The sequence below is a fragment of the Bradyrhizobium sp. 14AA genome, assembly GCF_054185205.1.
On record NZ_JAVAYM010000036.1, the window covers coordinates 15,108 to 31,672 of the forward strand.

Sequence of the window (16,565 nt, forward strand, 5' to 3'; positions counted from 1 at the left end):
TTGGAAAGCCTCCGCCCGTTTTTTGCGCCTGAGCGGGCCCCAACATTCGCAAAACTTGCCGCCGAACAGAGACAATCGGGCTCTACTGCATCCTTGTAGAGTTCCGAGGGTGTCGTGTCGGTCAGCGAGCGTAGATCGATCGCAGCTGGAAGGTCGGCGTCTGGCCCTTTTTGGACGAATCCATGAGATAGCCAATCTGGCCTTCCGCAACCCAAATCTTGTCGCCGACGCGCGCGACGCCTGTTGGTCCAGCGAATTCGTTGATCGTTTCGATTTGGGCCCGGTCCCCGACGATCGTAACCTTCGAAAGCGGACCGACGCCTTCAACCATCACGAAACCGGTCTTGTCTGCCCTGAGACCGTCCGGAAATTTAATTGGGCGAGAGGTCTCCAGCTTCGTGACGGCACCAGCGAGTCCCGATTTGGATTCAATGCGGAAGAGCTCGCCGCTTTGAAAGGTGTTGACGTACAAAGCTCCGTCCGGTCCGAACGCAATCCCGTCAAGGCCCCCCTTCAGCTTGTCGTCCTGGACCCAGACTTCGAGCTCGGAAGATTCCTTCCTCAAGCGGAGGATCTGTGGCTGCAGAGTATTCGTGACGTAGAGCGCGCCGTCCGGCCCAATCGCGAGATCGTTGCAGAGCGAGGGTTTCCCGGGCAACTGGGCGCTGACTTTTCCCTCTCCGGTTGTGAGGTCAAACCCCTTAACGAACGAGCCTTCGATCGTGTTTGGACCTTTGACGCCGAGCGGGGTGGCATCGTTTGAACATACCCAAAGAAGCCCTGACTTCTCGTCGGCGAGAACGCCGAACGTCGATCGCGTATCGAATGTCCCCGGTTTGATCCAGGCTTCGGCCTCGGAGGCACCCGGCTTTACGCGCGCGATTCCGCCGTTCGTCAAGCTGCTGGCAAAGAGCGTTCCATCCGTTGTCGCTGCCAGACTTTCCGGGAACGGCGATCCTGACAGGATCACGGTCTGCGACCGGGCCTCACTCGCAACCGAGGCCGCGACTATGCCTACCACCGCTGCGATGACCATTCGGGACAGGTCTTGAATCAGGTCTGATTTGTTAGCGCACATGCGTTCCTCCAAGCTGGATTATATGGTCGACGTCACTTCTGACGGATGTTGAGCCATTCCACCCAGGATTGCCGGCTCGCGCGAGGGAAGACAGCTCACTTGCCTCGAGCGCCCGACTCGAATCCTCATCCAGCTGCTTTCAAGCCATTGAACTTCAGCAGCCTGCCGGGTTCGCTTTGCGACCGCCCGCCCTCGCTATTCGCTGCGTGGGTTAGGGGCGTGCACAGGCATTCCTCCGACATCGCCCTGAGAGCCTAAATTGCGCTATGGAGCGTCGCTTGCTTCCGCTAAGCTGGCCAGCAAAACAGGTGGAACACAATTGAATTCGATTGCGGATCGTTGAACCAGGCTCAGGACAAATGTCGAATGCACCATCAGCCCTCCCTCCCCTGGCGAGCCTGCGCGCATTCGAAGCTCTCGCACGGTCAGGCAGCGTGAAACTTGCTTCCGAAAGTCTGAATCTCACGCCGTCCGCGATCACGCATCAAATTCGTACGCTCGAGGCGCACTTCGGGATTCAACTGGTTCAGCGCAACGGCCGGAGTATCGAGCTCACTGAAAACGGAGCGATCTATGCCAGTGCCGTCCTGAGCGCTTTCAACGAACTGTTTCGCGCCAGCGACCTCCTCGAGGATAGAAAGCGCGGCCCTATCGTCCGGGTCAGCGTAACCCCTACGTTCGCGATGCTTGCTGCGCTCCCTCACCTCGAGGGATTCCGCGTCGACAATCCGGGGCTTGATTTGAGACTAGAGGCCAAGAATACACTGGCCGATTTCGAGAGAGACAACATCGATGCCGCGGTCCAATTCGGCGAGCCTCCTTTCGGCAGCCTGACCTATCACAGGCTGCTCAGGTCGCGCGCTGCCCCATGCGCGGACCCGAAGCTATTGGATCGCTTCGCCCCAATTCAGCAACCGAAAGACCTGACGAAACTGCCGTTGATAAAGTTCGCCACGGCGCCGGACCTCTGGCAAAGATGGTTCGAGGAGTACGAGCCGCGGGTCGCCACCAAGGAACCGGACCTCGTCGGCGATAGCCTTTTGACGGCGATACAGATGGCCAGGTCGTCAATGGGCGTCGTGCTGGCGCCTTTTCCTCTGATCGCGCCGCTGGTGAGCAGCGGCGCCTTGACGGTCATGGCGCAATGGGGCTCGAAAAGCATGGCGCTAAGGGACTTCTACTTTACCCATCGGAAGGTCGACGGCTCGTCCGAGAAGATCAAGGCCGTCCACAAATGGCTGAAGGTCGTGGCCAAGGCCTTGGAGGCTGATGCTAGAAAGTTGGGTATCTAGAACCTTTTCACGCCAGAGGCTTGGATTTTTCGCGCCTCTGGGGCCGCTTCGAACTCGGGCGCTTGGTCCCTATCGATAACTTACGCGGCGCTTTCGCGATTCCGAGGACCTGCGGATCGTCGCCCAGGACATACTCGCGAGCCACGCTCATTATTTCGGATGCGAACTCCGGATGATCAACCGCCCGGGCCAACAGCAACGCACCGACGATCTCTGACACGATGGCCATTGCTTCTCGCTTCGATGGGCCGTTTACGTCCCCGGACAGAACATCGATCATCTCTCTCAAGCCGTTTGAAAACGTCCTTCTGATGCCAACGCCGGCCCGCGGGACCTCGGCTCCGAGCGAGGGAAGCGCGCAACCGTTCGCGATATCGTCGCGGTGTCGATCCGCGAGGTAGTAGTCGACGATGCTCAGAAGACGTTCGCCGGGACCGGAGCGATCGGCCGCCTTCCGCCATCGCTCCACCGATCCGTCCATGGCTCTGGCGAAAGCTCTTTCGATCAGATCACGACGAGATTTGAAATGGAGATAGAAGCCGCCGTGCGTCAGACCGGCAGACTTCATGAGCCTGGCAACCTTGACGCTTTCGATTCCCCGCTCGCGAATCCGAGCCGAAGCGCACTCGACGATGCGAGCCGACGTTCCGGCTCTATGACCCTTCTCGTAGCGCATAATGTCCCGCAGTCAACGAGCGATTGGCCGATCGAAATTCGCCGCTATTCCCCGCGCCCGCGTGCGGCCGTCCGCTGGTCCAATCGTGGTGCAATCGCCACTCCGGTTTATACTATTTCAACCCGGTGCAGCCCGACACGGCAAAGGTGCTATCACGCCTATTCAACATTGAATTACTACACCTCCGGCTCTGGATGATACTCATCATCCAGAATTAGCGGGGATCTGCCAATGACACGGACTGCTGCGCCTTCGCCCGACCGCCCCGGTGCTCCGGTGCAGACGGGCCAGGGGTTTGAGCCGGGGGAAATCCGCAAGCGGGCGGTTCGGGCCAACGGGCTGGAGTTTCCGGTCCTCGAAGTCGGCGACGGCCCCCTGGTGCTATGCTTGCACGGCTTTCCCGATCACGCGCAAAGCTGGATTCACGTCTTGGGCCGTCTCGCGCAGGAGGGATATCGGGCTGTTGCCCCGGCGCTACGCGGATTTTGGGCCGGTGGCGCTGCACCCGACGGATCCTACCGTGCCGCTGCGATTGGGCAGGACGTCCTAGCCCTCATCGAAGCTTTGGGCGCCGAACAGGCCTATGTCATCGGTCACGATTTCGGAGCACGGGCGGCCTATTCCGCGGCAAGTCTCGATGCATCGCGGATCCGCAAGCTTGTAGGGCTGGCGGTCCCCTATGGGAAAGGCTTGTCGCAGGCGTTCCTGGCCGACGGCGATCAACAGCGACGAAGCTGGTACATGTTCTTCTTCCATACGCGTTTTGCCGAGCCGGCCGTTCAGCTCAACGACTTCGCCTTCCTCGATCGGCTTTGGCGGGAGTGGTCGCCCGGCTACAAGATGCCGGCTTCGGATCGCACGGCGTTGATCGACACGTTCAGACAGCCTGGAGTCGTGCCCCAGACACTCGCCTACTACAGGCAATTGTTTACCCCGCCACCCGAAGCGGAAGCGCAGGCCCTCGAAGGTCGCGCGAACGGCCCGATCGCCGTTCCAGCCCTCTATTTGCACGGGGAGGAGGACGGCTGCATGTCAGCGCGGCTTAGCGACGATATGGCTGCAGCGTTCACGAAAGGCTTCGAACGCGTCGTCATGCCCGGCGTCGGCCATTTCCTGCATCTCGAAAACGCCGAGGCGGTTTTGGGCCACATTTTGCCCTTCCTCAAGAACTGACGGCCTCGAGACGCGCCGCGCGGCCTGCCTTTCCGCTCAAAGAACGTCCCAGTCACATCTTCCACGGAAGCGTCGATGTCCAAACCGCATCCCATTTTGATTACCGGCGCCGGCGGAGATGTAGGCTCCATCAGCAAGACGATGATCAACATGCTCATCGAGAAGAAGCATTCGGTGCGTGCCTTCGTACGTAAGGACGACGAGAGGGCGCATGCTCTTCGACAACTGGGCGCCGACGTGTTTGTGGGAGATCTGCTCAACATCGCTGACGTTGCAGCCGCGCTGAAAGGCTGTCGCCGGGTCTACTTCAGCATGAGCTTGAATCCCTATTACACCGATGCAACGATCTTGATGGCAGCCGCCGCGCGAGCACAAGGAGACCTCGAGGTCTTTCTCAATATTTCAGAGTTCGAGCAGTCCTATATGGACTTCACGCGGATGACGGCCCCTTATGAGGCACGGCGGGAGTGGTTGGGAGGACTTGTCACCGACTGGTCGCCACAGCAGAGGGCCCATTGGGCCTCCGAACAGGCTCTGAATTGGTCCGGCCTGCCGGTGGTCAATATCCGGGCTACGATGTTCGTTGAAAACCCGATTCTTGCATGGTTTCCGCTCAAGCAGTTGCTGGGCGCCGGCGAGCTTCATCTTCCCTTCGGCAAGCACAGGATCGCCCCGATCGCCGCCTACGACGTCGCCGAGATCTGTACCAAGATCTTGATCGATCCCTCGCCGCACGTATCAAAAACCTACGAGCTCACCGGCCCGGAGGCGAAGGATATGCAGAGCCTGGCAGAGGATTACGCGACAGCGTTGGGACGACCCGTTTCCTACGTTCCCCAGGATCTGAACGCCTGGATCGAGGCCTACATCAATGGGGCACTGGCAGCTCGCGTCCCCCACACCGCGGAGCACCTGAGGACGATTACCCGCTTGGCCGCGAGCGGGCGGTATGAGGCCGTCACCGGCGAGCTCGAATATCTGCTCGGACGCGCTCCGAACAGCTTCAGATGGGCCCTGGAGCGATCGCCCCGGCTCCTCGAAGCCCGCGGTAATGCCTGATCGCGACGGATCTTTCTGAATCTGAATCCCGGACCCCTCGTGGCCCGTAGCTCAGTTCCTTGCGTCTCTCGCTCCCTTCGCCACCGACTTGCCTGCGGATTTCACGCGTTGCACCGGACGGCGGATCAAGGCCTCGGAGGCTTGCTGCAGGTGGCGGAAGCACTCATCGTGCTGCAGGCCGGGATTCAATTTTCCGCCGAGGTGCCGTAGGCCCCATCGACCGAGCGCCAATACAATGACGCCGAGCTCGCGGCCTGGATCCGTCAGGGTATAGGCAGCCCTGGGAGGGTGATCGCTGTAGAACTCGCGGCGCACGAGGCCGTGTTCCTCGAGTATCTTCAAGCGATCCGAGAGCACATTGGGAGCCATGCGGGGCAGACGCTCCTGAAGATCCTGAAAGCGCATGGTGCCGGGAAGCAGGTCCCTGATGATGAGCAGCGTCCACCGCGCGCCGACGATGTCGAGCGTTCGGGCTACCGGACAAGTTACGTCGAGGCTCTTTCTTGCCATCCAAATGGGGTCCGAGAATCCTTATCTTGTCTAAATATAGTCAATATTCCCAGAATTGAAACTGCGCCGATGTGCCGAGAGCCATGATCTGCGCGCCCGCGTCCCGCGCGACCAGGTTCACTGGCACGATCCCATGTGCATCGTTGCAGGCCAGGCGCCTGCGACACCGACCGCGCCCATCGATCGGTCTTCCTCTTTGTGGCACCGTGAGATTCTTCGCGCGTGCTCTTATGGCGTCTGCGACCCGCCGTCTGCTTGCGCCTCATTCCTCAGCTCGCGGCGCAAGATCTTCCCGACATTGCTCTTGGGAAGTTCAGACCTGAACTCGATCAGCTTCGGAACCTTGTATGGCGTCAACTGCGTCCCGGCAAAACGGACGAGCTCCTTTGCGGTCAACTGGGGGGCGACACGAACAACAAAGACTTTCACGGCCTCGGTGGATTTCACGTCCGGCACGCCGATTGCGGCACACTCCAGGACTCCCGGGTGGCTCGATATCACCGCTTCCACTTCGTTCGGATACACATTGAAGCCCGAAACGATGATCATGTCCTTCTTGCGATCGACTATCTTGGTGAATCCGTCGGCCGACATGACGCCGATGTCACCCGTTCGGAAGAACCCGTCAGGGGTCATGACCCGGGCGGTCTCATCGGGTCTGTTCCAGTAGCCAGACATCACCTGTGGGCCCTTTCCGCAGATCTCGCCGGCCTCTCCGTTCGGGAGTTCGTTTCCTTCGTCGTCGCGGATCGAGATAAAGGTCGATGGAAGCGGCAAACCGATCGTGCCGGAAAACTCCGTCATGGTCGGCAACGTGGCCGTCAGCGTCGGCGACGTCTCGGACAGACCGTAGCCCTCGGAAAGGACGCACCCCGTCACCGCAAGCCACTTGTCGGCGACAGCCTTTTGGACTGCCATTCCTCCGCCGATCGCCAATCGCAACTCCGAAAAATCCACGTTCTTGAAGTCGGGATGGCGCAGGAGCCCGTTGAACAGCGTGTTGACCGCTGGAAAACTGTGAATCTTGTATTTGCGGAGCTCCTTGACGAAGCCATCGATGTCCCGCGGGTTTACGATCAGAAGATTGACGCCGCCAACTCGCACGGAGAACAAGAAGCAAACGGTAAGCGCGAAGATATGATACAGCGGCAGCGCGCAGACCGTCAGCAAAGGTTCGCCTGCTGGAACACTGCGGAAGACCGGCTCGCTCCAGGCATGAATTTGAAGAACGTTGGCCACCATATTGCGATGGAGCAAGGTCGCTCCTTTCGAGACGCCGGTGGTGCCCCCCGTGTATTGCAGGAAGGCAACGTCGTCCGGACCTATATCAGGTCTCCTCAATCTCATCTTCCGGCCTGCCGACAGCGCATCCCTGAACGAGACGGCGCCCGGCAATGCATAGGCCGGGACCATCTTCTTTACCTTGCGCACGACAAAGTTTACGAGAATCCCCTTTGGACCGAGCAACTCGCCAATCGAGCATATGACGATGTGCCTGACGTTCGTTTTTGGCAGCACCTTTTCCAAGGTCGCAGCGAAATTTTCGAGGATGAAGATCGCCTCCGCGCCCGAATCGTTTAACTGATGCTCGAGTTCTCGAGGGGTGTAGAGAGGATTCACGTTCACAACCGTGCAGCCTGCGCGCAAGGCTGCCGCGCCAGCGATCGGGTTTTGCAGAACGTTCGGCATCATCACCGCAACCCGGCTCCCCTTTGCCAGGCCCTTGTTTTGCAGGTAAGCGCCGATTGCAGCCGACATCTCGTCGAGATCGCGATAGGTGATTGCCTTGTCCATGCAGATGGCCGCTTTACGATCTCCAAATTTCGCAAAGCTTTCCTCGAACATTTCGATCAACGACGGAAATTGATCGGCGTCGATATCCGCCGGCACGCCGTCGGGATAATTGCCCAGCCAAAAACGTTCCACGTTTAACTCCCCCTTTAGTAAGGACCGCCGTTGTGGCCTCGATCTGTCCGCCGAATGCGCCACAGCCTCGGTGTCCGAGTGACGATATTAGCGCAGGAACTCCACGCCCAAGTTCCTTTTCAGTATTGACTTTCTATTAAAATTCAAGTGACCTTCCTGCTTGTTTCGGAAGGCCAAGCCGGGTTCGCTAGTGATCGCGCTCGGCTGACCGCGCCAGGTTGATAGCAAGGGCGTGTCCGCCGGGCGCCTTTTCGTTCTCAGGCGAATTATATCGACTGGGACTGACAGACTGCAGGAGAAGACAGATGACGATCACGGAGTTCATCAGCAGCGAGGTCGACGCAAACGACGTCGTGCTATTCATGAAGGGATCGCCGAGTTCGCCGGCCTGCGGATTCTCGGCGCAGGTGGTTCGAATCCTCGATCATCTGGGCGTGACGTACAGATCGCACGACATCTACCAGTCCGATGAATTGCGGCAGGGAATCAAGGCGTATTCGGACTGGCCGACGATTCCGCAACTCTACGTGCGCGGCGAATTCGTTGGCGGCTGTGACATCGTCACGGAGATGTTCCAGTCAGGCGAATTGCAGCAGCGGCTGTCGGAAAAGCAGCAGGCCGCGCACTCCTCCTGAGCTTGCCGCAACAACGCTCAGGCCCGCCCGCTTGGCGACCGGTTACCGTGCGACTTTGGATATCCTCCATCTCACCAGGTCGTCGGCGCCTGGCCCGGCTTTCGGCCGAACGTCCCTCAAGCGGATCGTCTCACCCGAGTTTTCATCAACAATCGCCAACTTCACCCGGCTTCCCCCGTTCTTGTTGATGAATTCGAGTGGAGGTCCGGCGCTGCCGGTCACCTCCCATTTGTCGCCGACCTGAGCAAGCGCCTGAATCACGAGAGCCACGTCCCACCCTCTCAGGGACAAGACATACTCATGGCGATCGGGTCCAGTCTGATAGAGACGACGGTCGATCAATCCGTTTCGTTCGAGATGTTTTAGCCGATCAGACAGCGTGGCATGGGTAATGCCGCTCGACTTCTTCAGATCCTCGTACCTGCTTATCCCCAACGAGAGGTCACGTAGGATCAAAAAAGCCCAGCGGTCCCCGACGGCGTCCAGTACGCCGGCGATCGAACACGCCATTCCTTCAAAGCTTTTCAAGCGCATCCGTCATTGGCCCGTTCAAGCAACACGCTGCACCCCGCATAGGAGCTGCATCCGAAATCGCGGGGCGGCGGCAAAAATCGCTTGCCGGATGTCACTATTATTATTAGAGTGACTATAAGTAAAGCATCAAACATAACCGCGGGAGGAATTATGCCGGTTCAAGCCGTTCCGCATGAAGTGACAATCGAGGTCAATGGTTCGCCTAGGACGGTGGCCGTCGAGGCGCGCAGGTTGCTTGTCCACCTCATCCGGGAGGATCTCGGTCTCACCGGCACACATGTCGGGTGCGACACTTCTCAATGCGGCGCCTGCACTGTCGAGATCGATGGACAGGCGGTGAAGTCTTGCACCGTCCTCGCCGTCATGGCCGGCGGTGCGTCCATCACGACGATCGAGGGTGTGGCCGGCGGCGGCAATCTCGATCGGGTTCAGGCGGCGTTTCAAGATCACCATGCGCTTCAATGTGGCTTCTGCACGCCGGGCATGGTCATGAGCGTGCGGAATCTGTTGAAGGAAAACGCTAGTCCCAGCGAGCGCGAGATACGGCACGGTCTTGCCGGAAATATCTGCCGCTGCACCGGGTATCATAACATCGTGCGCGCCGTCGAAAGCCTCGCTTCGAAGGGGGACGTGGCATGACCATTTCAACCGGAAAACGCCTGATCGGCCAGTCGCTGAGGCGACGCGAGGACCGCAAACTACTGAACGGCAGGGGCCGCTACGTCGACGACATCAAGTTGCCGGGCATGCTGCACATGGCGATCCTCCGATCGCCACATGCGCACGCCGCGATCAGCAGCATCGATCTGTCGCATGCGAAAGCGGCGCCCGGAGTCCGACTGGTTCTCTCCGGCGCGACGCTCATCGACAGGATCGGTCCTATCGTGCCCAACTGGATTATCCCTGGAAGCAAGGTACCGGTCCGCCCCGTCATCGCGACAGACCGCGTTCGCTTTGTCGGAGAATGCGTGGCGCTGGTGGTGGCGGAGACGCTGGCACAAGCCTACGATGCAGTCGGGCTGATCGAGGTCGATTACGAGGCGCTGCCCGCGGTGACCGACGAGGCGGCGGCCGTCCAGCAAAGCGCGCCGCAACTTCACGAGAACGTACCGGGCAACGTCACGACTCTCTACAAGGTCAAGGGCGGCGATTACGCCAAGGCAAATGCGGAGGCAGACCAGGTCATCAGTCTTCGCGTCATCAATAACCGCTTGATTCCGACTTGCATGGAGACGCGCGCGGTCATCGCCGCACCAGAGCCCGACGGCACGCTCACGGTCTATATCGGCAGCCAGGTTCCTCATATGCACCGGCGCTGGATCGCGGAGACGGTCGGCATTCCCGAACATCAATTGCGCGTGGTCGCGCCTGATATCGGGGGCGGCTTTGGTGCCAAGATGCATCTATACCCGGAAGATCTGCTCTGCCCCTATCTCGCTCGCGAATTGAACACACCGGTGAAGTGGTGGGAGACTCGCTCGGAGAGCCATCAGTCGACCAGCCACGGCCGCGCTCATACCGAGGATATCGAGGTCGCTTTCAAGAACGACGGCAAGATCCTGGGCCTCAAGGTCAGCACGCTTGGGAATGTCGGAGCGTATCTGTCAAACATGGCGACCGGCGGCCCGACCGTGAACACGGTCAACTTCGGAACCGGGACCTACAAGATCGACAATTACGAAGCATTTTCCCGGGTCGTAGTCACCAATACGGTGCCAGTAGACGCCTACCGCGGCTATGGACGGCCCGAAGGAGCCTACATCGCGGAGCGCGCCATCGATGCCGTGGCGCGTCATCTCAATCTCGACCAGGTGGACGTCCGACGAAAGAACTTGCTTCATTCGTCGGATTTCCCTTACCGGCCCTATGGCAGCACCGGCGTCATGTACGACAGCGGCGATTATCAGGCATTGCTGGACAAGGCGCTGGCGACATTCGATTACAAAGGACGCCGCAAAGAATGCGAGCGCTTGCGCGGGACCGGCGTCTACCGCGGCATTGGAGTCGCTGCCTACACCCATATGTGCGGCATGGCTCCATCGCGCCGTTTGGCTCCCGGCGGGTTCAACCGCGGCGGCTGGGAAAGCGCTCGCGTGAGCATTGATTCCAGCGGCCGGGCCACTGTCTACTCCGGCTCGATGAGTCAGGGGCAAGGCCACGCCACGTCGCTCGCGCAAATCGCTGCGGATGTTCTGCAAATTCCGATAGACGATATCGAGATCGTTCAGGGCGACACGCGCCAGGTGCAGGCCGGACACGGCACGTTCAACTCACGCACCATGGCGGTCGGCGGATCGAGCGTTCATGTGTCTGCTCACCAGGTCATCGCCAAGGCCAAGAAGATCGCCGCGGGCATGCTGGAGGTGGACGAGAAGGATGTTTCCTATTCGGTGGGCGCATTCACCGTACCCGGCACCGATATCGCCCCACTGACCTTCGCCAAGGTGGCGCGCATGGCATATGTCGGCCATAAGTTGCCCGACGGGGTGGCCCCCGGCCTCGACGAGACGGTTTTTTATGATCCGACCGGCATGGGCGCACCGTCAGGGGTCCACCTCGCTTATGTCGAGGTCGATCCCCAGACCGGAACGGTCGACATTCTCGACTATGTCGCGGTGGACGACGTCGGGACGTTGATCAACCCGCTTCTGGCGGCCGGTCAAATCCATGGCGGCGTCGTGCAGGGCATTGCTCAAGCCCTTTATGAAGAAGTCAGCTACGACCCGGAGAACGGACAGCTCCTGACCGGTTCGCTGCTCGACTATGCCGTTCCCCGCGCCGAGCATGTCCCGAACATCCGATCCCTGTTCCAGGAAACGCCGTCGCCGACCAATCCGATCGGCGTGAAAGGTATCGGTGAGAGCGGCTCGATTGCTGCTCCGCCCTGCATGGTCCACGCCGTGCTCGATGCGTTGTCGCCATTCGGCATCAAACATCTCGATATGCCTCTCACGCCCCCGCGAATCTGGGCCGCAGTACGCAACGCACGCGCAGGAGCCGCCTGATGATCCCCGCTGCATTCGAATATGTCCGCGCGTCATCCCTCGCCCAGGCGATCGAGCTGTTGCGCGACAATCCCGACGGAGCGAAGCTTCTGGCCGGCGGCCATACCCTGCTTCCAGCGCTGAAGTTGCGGCTGGCGTCGCCCGAACTTCTGATCGACATCCGAGGCATCCCCGAGATCAAGGGGATCGAGATTGGCGAAACCCATGTCAAGATCGGCGCACTCACGACCCACGCCGAGCTGTTCGCTTCCGAACCGTTGAATCAGGTATTCCCGCTCTTCCGGGAGGCCGCCAGTGTTCTGGCCGATCCCCAGGTCCGTAACCGCGGCACGATCGGCGGTTCGCTGGCGAATGCCGACCCCGCGGCAGACTGGCCAGCCGTCGTTCTGGCGCTGCGGGCGGAAATCGAGATCGCTGGCGCAGCTGGACGTCGCACCGTTCCGGCGGAAGACTTTTTCGTCGATATTTTCACGACGGCCCTGGGGTCAGACGAAGTTCTTGCCGCTATCCGCATCCCGAGGCCGAAGCCGGGCACGCGCTACACCTATCGAAAGATCCGGCATCCGGCGAGTGGGTTTGCCGTCGTGGGGGTCGCGGCAGGGGTGCAAATGCAGGGCGGTATCGTCGCCGACGTTTCCATCGGCATCACCGGTGCAGCGAACCACGCCTTCGTAGGCAAGGCAGCGTCCGACTTCCTGATCGGCAAGGCTCTCTCTCAGGACAACATCGGCAAAGCCGCCAAGATGGTCGGTGACATCACCGAATGTCTCTCGGACCGATATGCACCGGCCGAATATCGCGCGGACTTGATCAGGATCGAGATCGGGCGAGCTCTACTTGCGCTTTCCTCTTGAGACGGCCCCCACCGCTTTGGCGACATTGCGGCCGCCTGGAGCGCCACCAAATCGCGCTCGATTGAACCGCACGGCACCCGCGCCGGGGACGATCTCGACGTCCTCGAGCCGCAAGGGCTTGCCGTCCGCTCTTTTCAGCTCCGGATATTCAATCGGACGTCCCGCCGCGCGATCGAGAAACACGACCTGCGGTCCCTCTGACTCCGCGAGCCAATCGTCACCCCATTTCTTCAACGCAAGGTAGGCCGGAAAAAAGTCGCGGCCCTTGTCGGTGAGGACATACTCGTATCGGCCCGAATGTTCGGGTAGAGGTACCCGCCTCATAACACCGGCAGTTACAAGCTTCTTCAACCTGGCGCTCAGGATGTTGGGGGCAATTCCGACGTACATCTCGAACTCGTCGAAGCGCTTCACGCCGTAATACGCTTCCCGCAAGATCAGGATAGACCAGCGGTCCCCGACGATTTCCATGGCTCGCGCAATGGAGCATTCCTTGTTGGCGAGACGGCCCTGCTTCGCACTGGACATAGGTTTTCACCTCCAAACCAAGCCCATACCAAATCGAGCGGGATTCGTGTATGTCCAGTACAAACCTTTTTCGCGCGTGTTGCTCAGGCGGCCTGTCCGGGCTCGCTTTTCGTTTTGGCAGCCGCGTCGGTCTCCAGGGCGCGCCTATGGGAGACCAGAACACCTGCCTCGCTCAGTTGCTTCAACTCTTCTTCGCTGATGCCGAGTTCGCCGAAAACCGCAAAGTTGTGTTCTCCCTGGAAGGCCGGCGCTCCAATCGGCGACAATTGGTCTCCGGAAAAGTGCCACGGTCGTCCCGGCAACCGGTATTCCCCGCCGCTTCGATCGGGAACCCGTTGGACCGCGCCCCAATAGTCGCTCCACTCGGAAGATGCGAGCTCCTTGATGGAGCGAATCTCGCCCATCGCGATTTTGGCTTCGTCAAACTGCGCGTCCAGTGTCGCCATGTCCGGGAATGTCAGTATCCAGGACTGGATGATTTGGTGCAGCAGACCGAAGTTCAACCGGCGCGCGGCCGCGGTGGCGAACCGTGGATCCTCGATCAGATCGACACGGCGCATCGCTCTCAGCCAAGACGGAAACGTCAGGCTGCCGATGATGCTCGTTGCGACCGTGAACTCTTCGCCTTGCGGCCCGATGAAGAACGAGCAGTCGGTCGCCCCCAGCACCGCCGGCTCCGCTCCGATGTCGTCATCGGACAGATCGACGTGGGCTCGCTCGTTGACCGCCAGCAGCGTCGCCGCCATGGCGATGTCTACATACTGGCCCTGCCCGGTCTTCTGCCGGCTGTTGAGAGCCGCGAGGATCGCGATCACTCCCTGCAACCCGGTGTAGACGTCCGCATGCGAGAGACTGTCGGTGCGCGGCTCGGTCAACGCCTCGCCGTAGTGACGAATACTGTTATGAGTGAAGCCGGCCTCGGCCTGCACGGTCGGCGCATACGCCATCCGGCTACGCCAGGGGCCGCCCTGCCCATATCCGGTGATGGACGCGTAGATCAATTTCGGGTTTCGCTTGGATAACGTATCGTAGTCGAGCCCGAAGAAATTGAGCGTGCCGGCGCGGAAATTCTCGACCACGACGTCCGCCGTGTCACAGAGCTTCAGAACCAATTCATAGGCGCCCGGCAGGTTGAGATTGATGCTGACGTTGCGTTTGCCGGCATTCTGCTGCGCGTAATAGCCTGACATGCCGTCGGTCGACGGAAACGCGAACCGACTGACATCAGGGCTCGGCGGTTCGATCTTAATGACCTCGGCGCCGAGATCCTGCAGCGTCCTCGCGCACAAGGGGCCCGCCAGGACGCGGGAGAAATCCACGACTCGAATTCCACTGAGGGGGCCGCTCATGTCAGCGCCCAGCGAATTTTGCGAGACCAGGGCCATTCTTGCGATAGGACGTAAGGCCGGTCTTCAGGTCCTCCGACGCCCATATCGGCGCCTGTACTCTCGCCATTGCTTCGTCGGCAGCCGCAACGCCCTCGTTGACTGCGATATAGGCGAGCTCCTTGGTTGCGGCATGCGCGACCGTGGGGCCCTGCGCAAACTCCTCCGCGATAGCCATCGTCGCAGCCTCCAAGGACTCCTCCGGGACAGTTAGATTGATCAGACCCCACTTCTCCAGCGTCGGTGCGTCGTAGCGGCGCGCCAACATCGACATTTCCTTGGCACGCTGCGCGCCGATCCGCTGCACCTGACGCTGGATCCCGCCCAGCAACGGATGCAGCCCCAGCGTCGCCTCGACCGAGCCGATCTTTGCCGAACTAGCCGCGATGATGTAGTCGCAGGACAAAGCGAGTTCGAGCCCGCCACCCAGGCAGACACCGTGGATGCTCGCAATCAACGGAACCGGCAACAGCTCCATAAAGCGCAGGAAGTCAACGTTCGTCCGCCGCAAATTCACGCCGCTCCGTTCGGCATCGTCGGCCGCCACTTGCGTCTCGAAAATATCCAGATCCGCTCCGGCCGAGAAATGACGCAACCCGCTGCGGATGACGATCGCACGGCTTCCGGCCTTCTGGGCCGCCTCAACCTGCTGAACGATCGCATTGAGAAATTTGGGGCCGAGCAAATTGTACGGCCGGTAGACCATGGTCAATACCGAGATATTTCCGCGCTCGTCGCGCGTCACCAATGCCTCTTCAGACAAAGCCGCCTCCCTGGTCGCCGACGCCGTTACGTAACGGCCCCTTATCTTCCTATAAAGAGATTGTCACATCACGACTTGCATTTTGCAAGTATCAATTTTCCAGCGCATCCTGACGCATGACTCTATTTCTCAAGACTCCGATCTTCTCGACATCGAGCTCGATCGTGTCCGAGTGCTCGAGGTACCATCCGAGCTCGAGACCACAGCCATTGCCGACAGTACCCGAACCGATGAACTCACCCGGCATCAACGTTTCATCCCGTGTCACATGGGCGATGATCTCTTCGAACGAGAACAGCATGCCTTTGCTTGTGCCTCGCGAACGGGTCTCCCCATTGACGCGCGCTTCCATGGTGAGATTGTAGGGATCACCTATTTCATCTGGCGTCACGATCCAGGGCCCGAGCACGTTGCCACCGTCGAAGCTCTTGCCTTTGGCTGGCCCCAGCCTGCCTTCCATCTCTACCCGCTGGGCGTCGCGCGCGGAAAAATCATTGAAGATCGTGAACCCGAATATGTGATCCCGCGCCCTCGTTGCAGAGATGTTCGCGCCCCTGTTCTTGGTGATGATGCCGAACTCCAACTCGTAGTCCATCACTCGACTGTAGCGCGGCCATCTCACTGTGGCGTTGGGGCCTCCGACGCTGAAGCGGTTCGTGATGTAGTAGATCGGCTGTTTGCGATAGATTTCCGGCAATTCAGGCAGAGGCGCAGCCTGAAGGCGGGCGAGCTCAACCGCATCGCCGGCTTTTCGCGCCTGGAACTTGAGGTGTCCGATCGGCGCTTGAACGATGTGCACCGGAAACGACATACCGTCTCGCATTTGGCGCGGCTCCGGCAGCGGGGCGAGAAGCTCCGATGCAGCGACATCGGACGACAGATCCTGGTCCTGCCCGTATCGGCTGAACAGGTCAGACGCAGCACCGAGTGAAGCGTCGCAGTCGTCGATGAGCTCGAGCATCGAATTGAAGGCCGGATTTGGTTTGCCGGCTCGTACGGATGCGGAAGCGAGATCGAACAGGCGCGTGTCGGCGGCATGAACCAGCGCGACTTTGCTTCGACCATTCGATCGATAGGTGGCTAACTTCACCAACGCCTCCCCTGATTTGACGATTTCGTTTGTTGGCCGAAGCATACCTCATAACTT

The 16,565-nt window shown here is 60.0% G+C and carries 16 protein-coding genes; 7 read left to right on the forward strand and 9 right to left on the reverse strand.

Annotated elements, in window-relative coordinates; genetic code table 11:
- Positions 1–121: 121 nt before the first annotated feature.
- Positions 122–1,078, reverse strand: a complete 957-nt coding sequence (locus RAD15_RS39385; RefSeq protein ID WP_458184086.1) for a Vgb family protein — start codon at positions 1,076–1,078, stop codon at positions 122–124.
- A 359-nt stretch (positions 1,079–1,437) separates the two neighbouring features.
- Between RAD15_RS39385 and RAD15_RS39390 the strand changes: the two genes are divergently transcribed.
- On the forward strand, positions 1,438–2,370 hold the full coding sequence (locus RAD15_RS39390) for a LysR substrate-binding domain-containing protein (RefSeq protein ID WP_458184087.1): 933 nt from the start codon (positions 1,438–1,440) through the stop codon (positions 2,368–2,370).
- A 7-nt stretch (positions 2,371–2,377) separates the two neighbouring features.
- On the opposite strand, the gene RAD15_RS39395 is transcribed toward RAD15_RS39390, so the two are convergent.
- Positions 2,378–3,046, reverse strand: coding sequence for a TetR/AcrR family transcriptional regulator (locus tag RAD15_RS39395; RefSeq protein WP_458184088.1), 669 nt, complete (start codon positions 3,044–3,046; stop codon positions 2,378–2,380).
- A gap of 231 nt (positions 3,047–3,277) precedes the next feature.
- Between RAD15_RS39395 and RAD15_RS39400 the strand changes: the two genes are divergently transcribed.
- Both RAD15_RS39400 and RAD15_RS39405 read left to right on the forward strand, forming a co-directional pair.
- Positions 3,278–4,219 (forward strand): alpha/beta fold hydrolase, encoded by a 942-nt coding sequence (locus RAD15_RS39400; protein ID WP_458184089.1) that lies wholly within the window; start codon positions 3,278–3,280, stop codon positions 4,217–4,219.
- Between the two features lie 75 nt (positions 4,220–4,294).
- A complete protein-coding gene (locus RAD15_RS39405; RefSeq protein ID WP_458184090.1) occupies positions 4,295–5,278 on the forward strand; it encodes an NAD(P)H-binding protein in 984 nt (327 codons plus the stop codon).
- A gap of 51 nt (positions 5,279–5,329) precedes the next feature.
- Here RAD15_RS39405 and RAD15_RS39410 read toward each other — a convergent pair whose 3' ends face one another.
- Together RAD15_RS39410 and RAD15_RS39415 are read right to left on the reverse strand one after the other, a co-directional pair.
- A complete protein-coding gene (locus tag RAD15_RS39410; RefSeq protein ID WP_458184091.1) occupies positions 5,330–5,788 on the reverse strand; it encodes a winged helix-turn-helix transcriptional regulator in 459 nt (152 codons plus the stop codon).
- A gap of 228 nt (positions 5,789–6,016) precedes the next feature.
- On the reverse strand, positions 6,017–7,714 hold the full coding sequence (locus RAD15_RS39415; protein ID WP_458184092.1) for a long-chain-fatty-acid--CoA ligase: 1,698 nt from the start codon (positions 7,712–7,714) through the stop codon (positions 6,017–6,019).
- A 305-nt stretch (positions 7,715–8,019) separates the two neighbouring features.
- Between RAD15_RS39415 and grxD the strand changes: the two genes are divergently transcribed.
- The gene (grxD, locus tag RAD15_RS39420) at positions 8,020–8,349 is read left to right on the forward strand and encodes a Grx4 family monothiol glutaredoxin (protein WP_458184093.1); all 330 of its coding nucleotides are present in this window, start codon (positions 8,020–8,022) and stop codon (positions 8,347–8,349) included.
- Between the two features lie 42 nt (positions 8,350–8,391).
- Here grxD and RAD15_RS39425 read toward each other — a convergent pair whose 3' ends face one another.
- Positions 8,392–8,883 (reverse strand): winged helix-turn-helix transcriptional regulator, encoded by a 492-nt coding sequence (locus RAD15_RS39425; protein WP_458184094.1) that lies wholly within the window; start codon positions 8,881–8,883, stop codon positions 8,392–8,394.
- 150 nt (positions 8,884–9,033) lie between these two features.
- Here RAD15_RS39425 and RAD15_RS39430 point away from each other — a divergent pair, with 150 nt between their 5' ends.
- The 3 genes from RAD15_RS39430 to RAD15_RS39440 are packed head-to-tail and all read left to right on the forward strand — an operon-like array spanning position 9,034 to position 12,742.
- Positions 9,034–9,522, forward strand: coding sequence for a (2Fe-2S)-binding protein (locus tag RAD15_RS39430; protein WP_458184095.1), 489 nt, complete (start codon positions 9,034–9,036; stop codon positions 9,520–9,522).
- On the forward strand, positions 9,519–11,888 hold the full coding sequence (locus RAD15_RS39435; protein ID WP_458184096.1) for a xanthine dehydrogenase family protein molybdopterin-binding subunit: 2,370 nt from the start codon (positions 9,519–9,521) through the stop codon (positions 11,886–11,888). Before RAD15_RS39430 ends, RAD15_RS39435 begins: the two co-directional genes overlap by 4 nt.
- Positions 11,888–12,742: an FAD binding domain-containing protein gene (locus RAD15_RS39440; RefSeq protein ID WP_458184097.1), complete on the forward strand. Its 855-nt coding sequence runs from the start codon at positions 11,888–11,890 to the stop codon at positions 12,740–12,742. Before RAD15_RS39435 ends, RAD15_RS39440 begins: the two co-directional genes overlap by 1 nt.
- On the opposite strand, the gene RAD15_RS39445 is transcribed toward RAD15_RS39440, so the two are convergent.
- From RAD15_RS39445 to RAD15_RS39460, 4 genes are all read right to left on the reverse strand, one after another.
- Positions 12,722–13,213, reverse strand: a complete 492-nt coding sequence (locus RAD15_RS39445; RefSeq protein ID WP_246918174.1) for a winged helix-turn-helix transcriptional regulator — start codon at positions 13,211–13,213, stop codon at positions 12,722–12,724. The two genes, RAD15_RS39440 and RAD15_RS39445, sit on opposite strands and share 21 nt — an antisense overlap.
- A gap of 140 nt (positions 13,214–13,353) precedes the next feature.
- Positions 13,354–14,655 carry a CaiB/BaiF CoA transferase family protein gene (locus tag RAD15_RS39450; RefSeq protein WP_458184098.1) on the reverse strand — a complete coding sequence of 434 codons (1,302 nt, stop codon included), beginning with the start codon at positions 14,653–14,655 and terminating at the stop codon, positions 13,354–13,356.
- Positions 14,621–15,418 (reverse strand): enoyl-CoA hydratase/isomerase family protein, encoded by a 798-nt coding sequence (locus RAD15_RS39455; protein WP_458184099.1) that lies wholly within the window; start codon positions 15,416–15,418, stop codon positions 14,621–14,623. The genes RAD15_RS39450 and RAD15_RS39455 overlap by 35 nt, the downstream gene beginning before the upstream one ends.
- Before the next feature lie 91 nt (positions 15,419–15,509).
- Positions 15,510–16,508: a fumarylacetoacetate hydrolase family protein gene (locus RAD15_RS39460; RefSeq protein WP_458184100.1), complete on the reverse strand. Its 999-nt coding sequence runs from the start codon at positions 16,506–16,508 to the stop codon at positions 15,510–15,512.
- Positions 16,509–16,565: the final 57 nt, after the last annotated feature.

Excerpts from the sequence above, each read along its gene's own strand:
- RAD15_RS39395 (WP_458184088.1), bottom strand. The coding sequence starts at position 3,046 with ATGCGCTACGAGAAGGGTCATAGAGCCGGAACGTCGGCTCGCATCGTC.
- RAD15_RS39390 (WP_458184087.1), top strand. The coding sequence starts at position 1,438 with ATGTCGAATGCACCATCAGCCCTCCCTCCCCTGGCGAGCCTGCGCGCA.
- RAD15_RS39435 (WP_458184096.1), top strand. The coding sequence starts at position 9,519 with ATGACCATTTCAACCGGAAAACGCCTGATCGGCCAGTCGCTGAGGCGA.
- RAD15_RS39440 (WP_458184097.1), top strand. The coding sequence starts at position 11,888 with ATGATCCCCGCTGCATTCGAATATGTCCGCGCGTCATCCCTCGCCCAG.
- RAD15_RS39445 (WP_246918174.1), bottom strand. The coding sequence starts at position 13,213 with ATGGAAATCGTCGGGGACCGCTGGTCTATCCTGATCTTGCGGGAAGCG.
- RAD15_RS39425 (WP_458184094.1), bottom strand. The coding sequence starts at position 8,883 with ATGCGCTTGAAAAGCTTTGAAGGAATGGCGTGTTCGATCGCCGGCGTA.
- RAD15_RS39405 (WP_458184090.1), top strand. The coding sequence starts at position 4,295 with ATGTCCAAACCGCATCCCATTTTGATTACCGGCGCCGGCGGAGATGTA.
- RAD15_RS39400 (WP_458184089.1), top strand. The coding sequence starts at position 3,278 with ATGACACGGACTGCTGCGCCTTCGCCCGACCGCCCCGGTGCTCCGGTG.
- RAD15_RS39450 (WP_458184098.1), bottom strand. The coding sequence starts at position 14,655 with ATGGCCCTGGTCTCGCAAAATTCGCTGGGCGCTGACATGAGCGGCCCC.
- RAD15_RS39430 (WP_458184095.1), top strand. The coding sequence starts at position 9,034 with ATGCCGGTTCAAGCCGTTCCGCATGAAGTGACAATCGAGGTCAATGGT.
- RAD15_RS39410 (WP_458184091.1), bottom strand. The coding sequence starts at position 5,788 with ATGGCAAGAAAGAGCCTCGACGTAACTTGTCCGGTAGCCCGAACGCTC.
- RAD15_RS39385 (WP_458184086.1), bottom strand. The coding sequence starts at position 1,078 with ATGTGCGCTAACAAATCAGACCTGATTCAAGACCTGTCCCGAATGGTC.
- grxD (WP_458184093.1), top strand. The coding sequence starts at position 8,020 with ATGACGATCACGGAGTTCATCAGCAGCGAGGTCGACGCAAACGACGTC.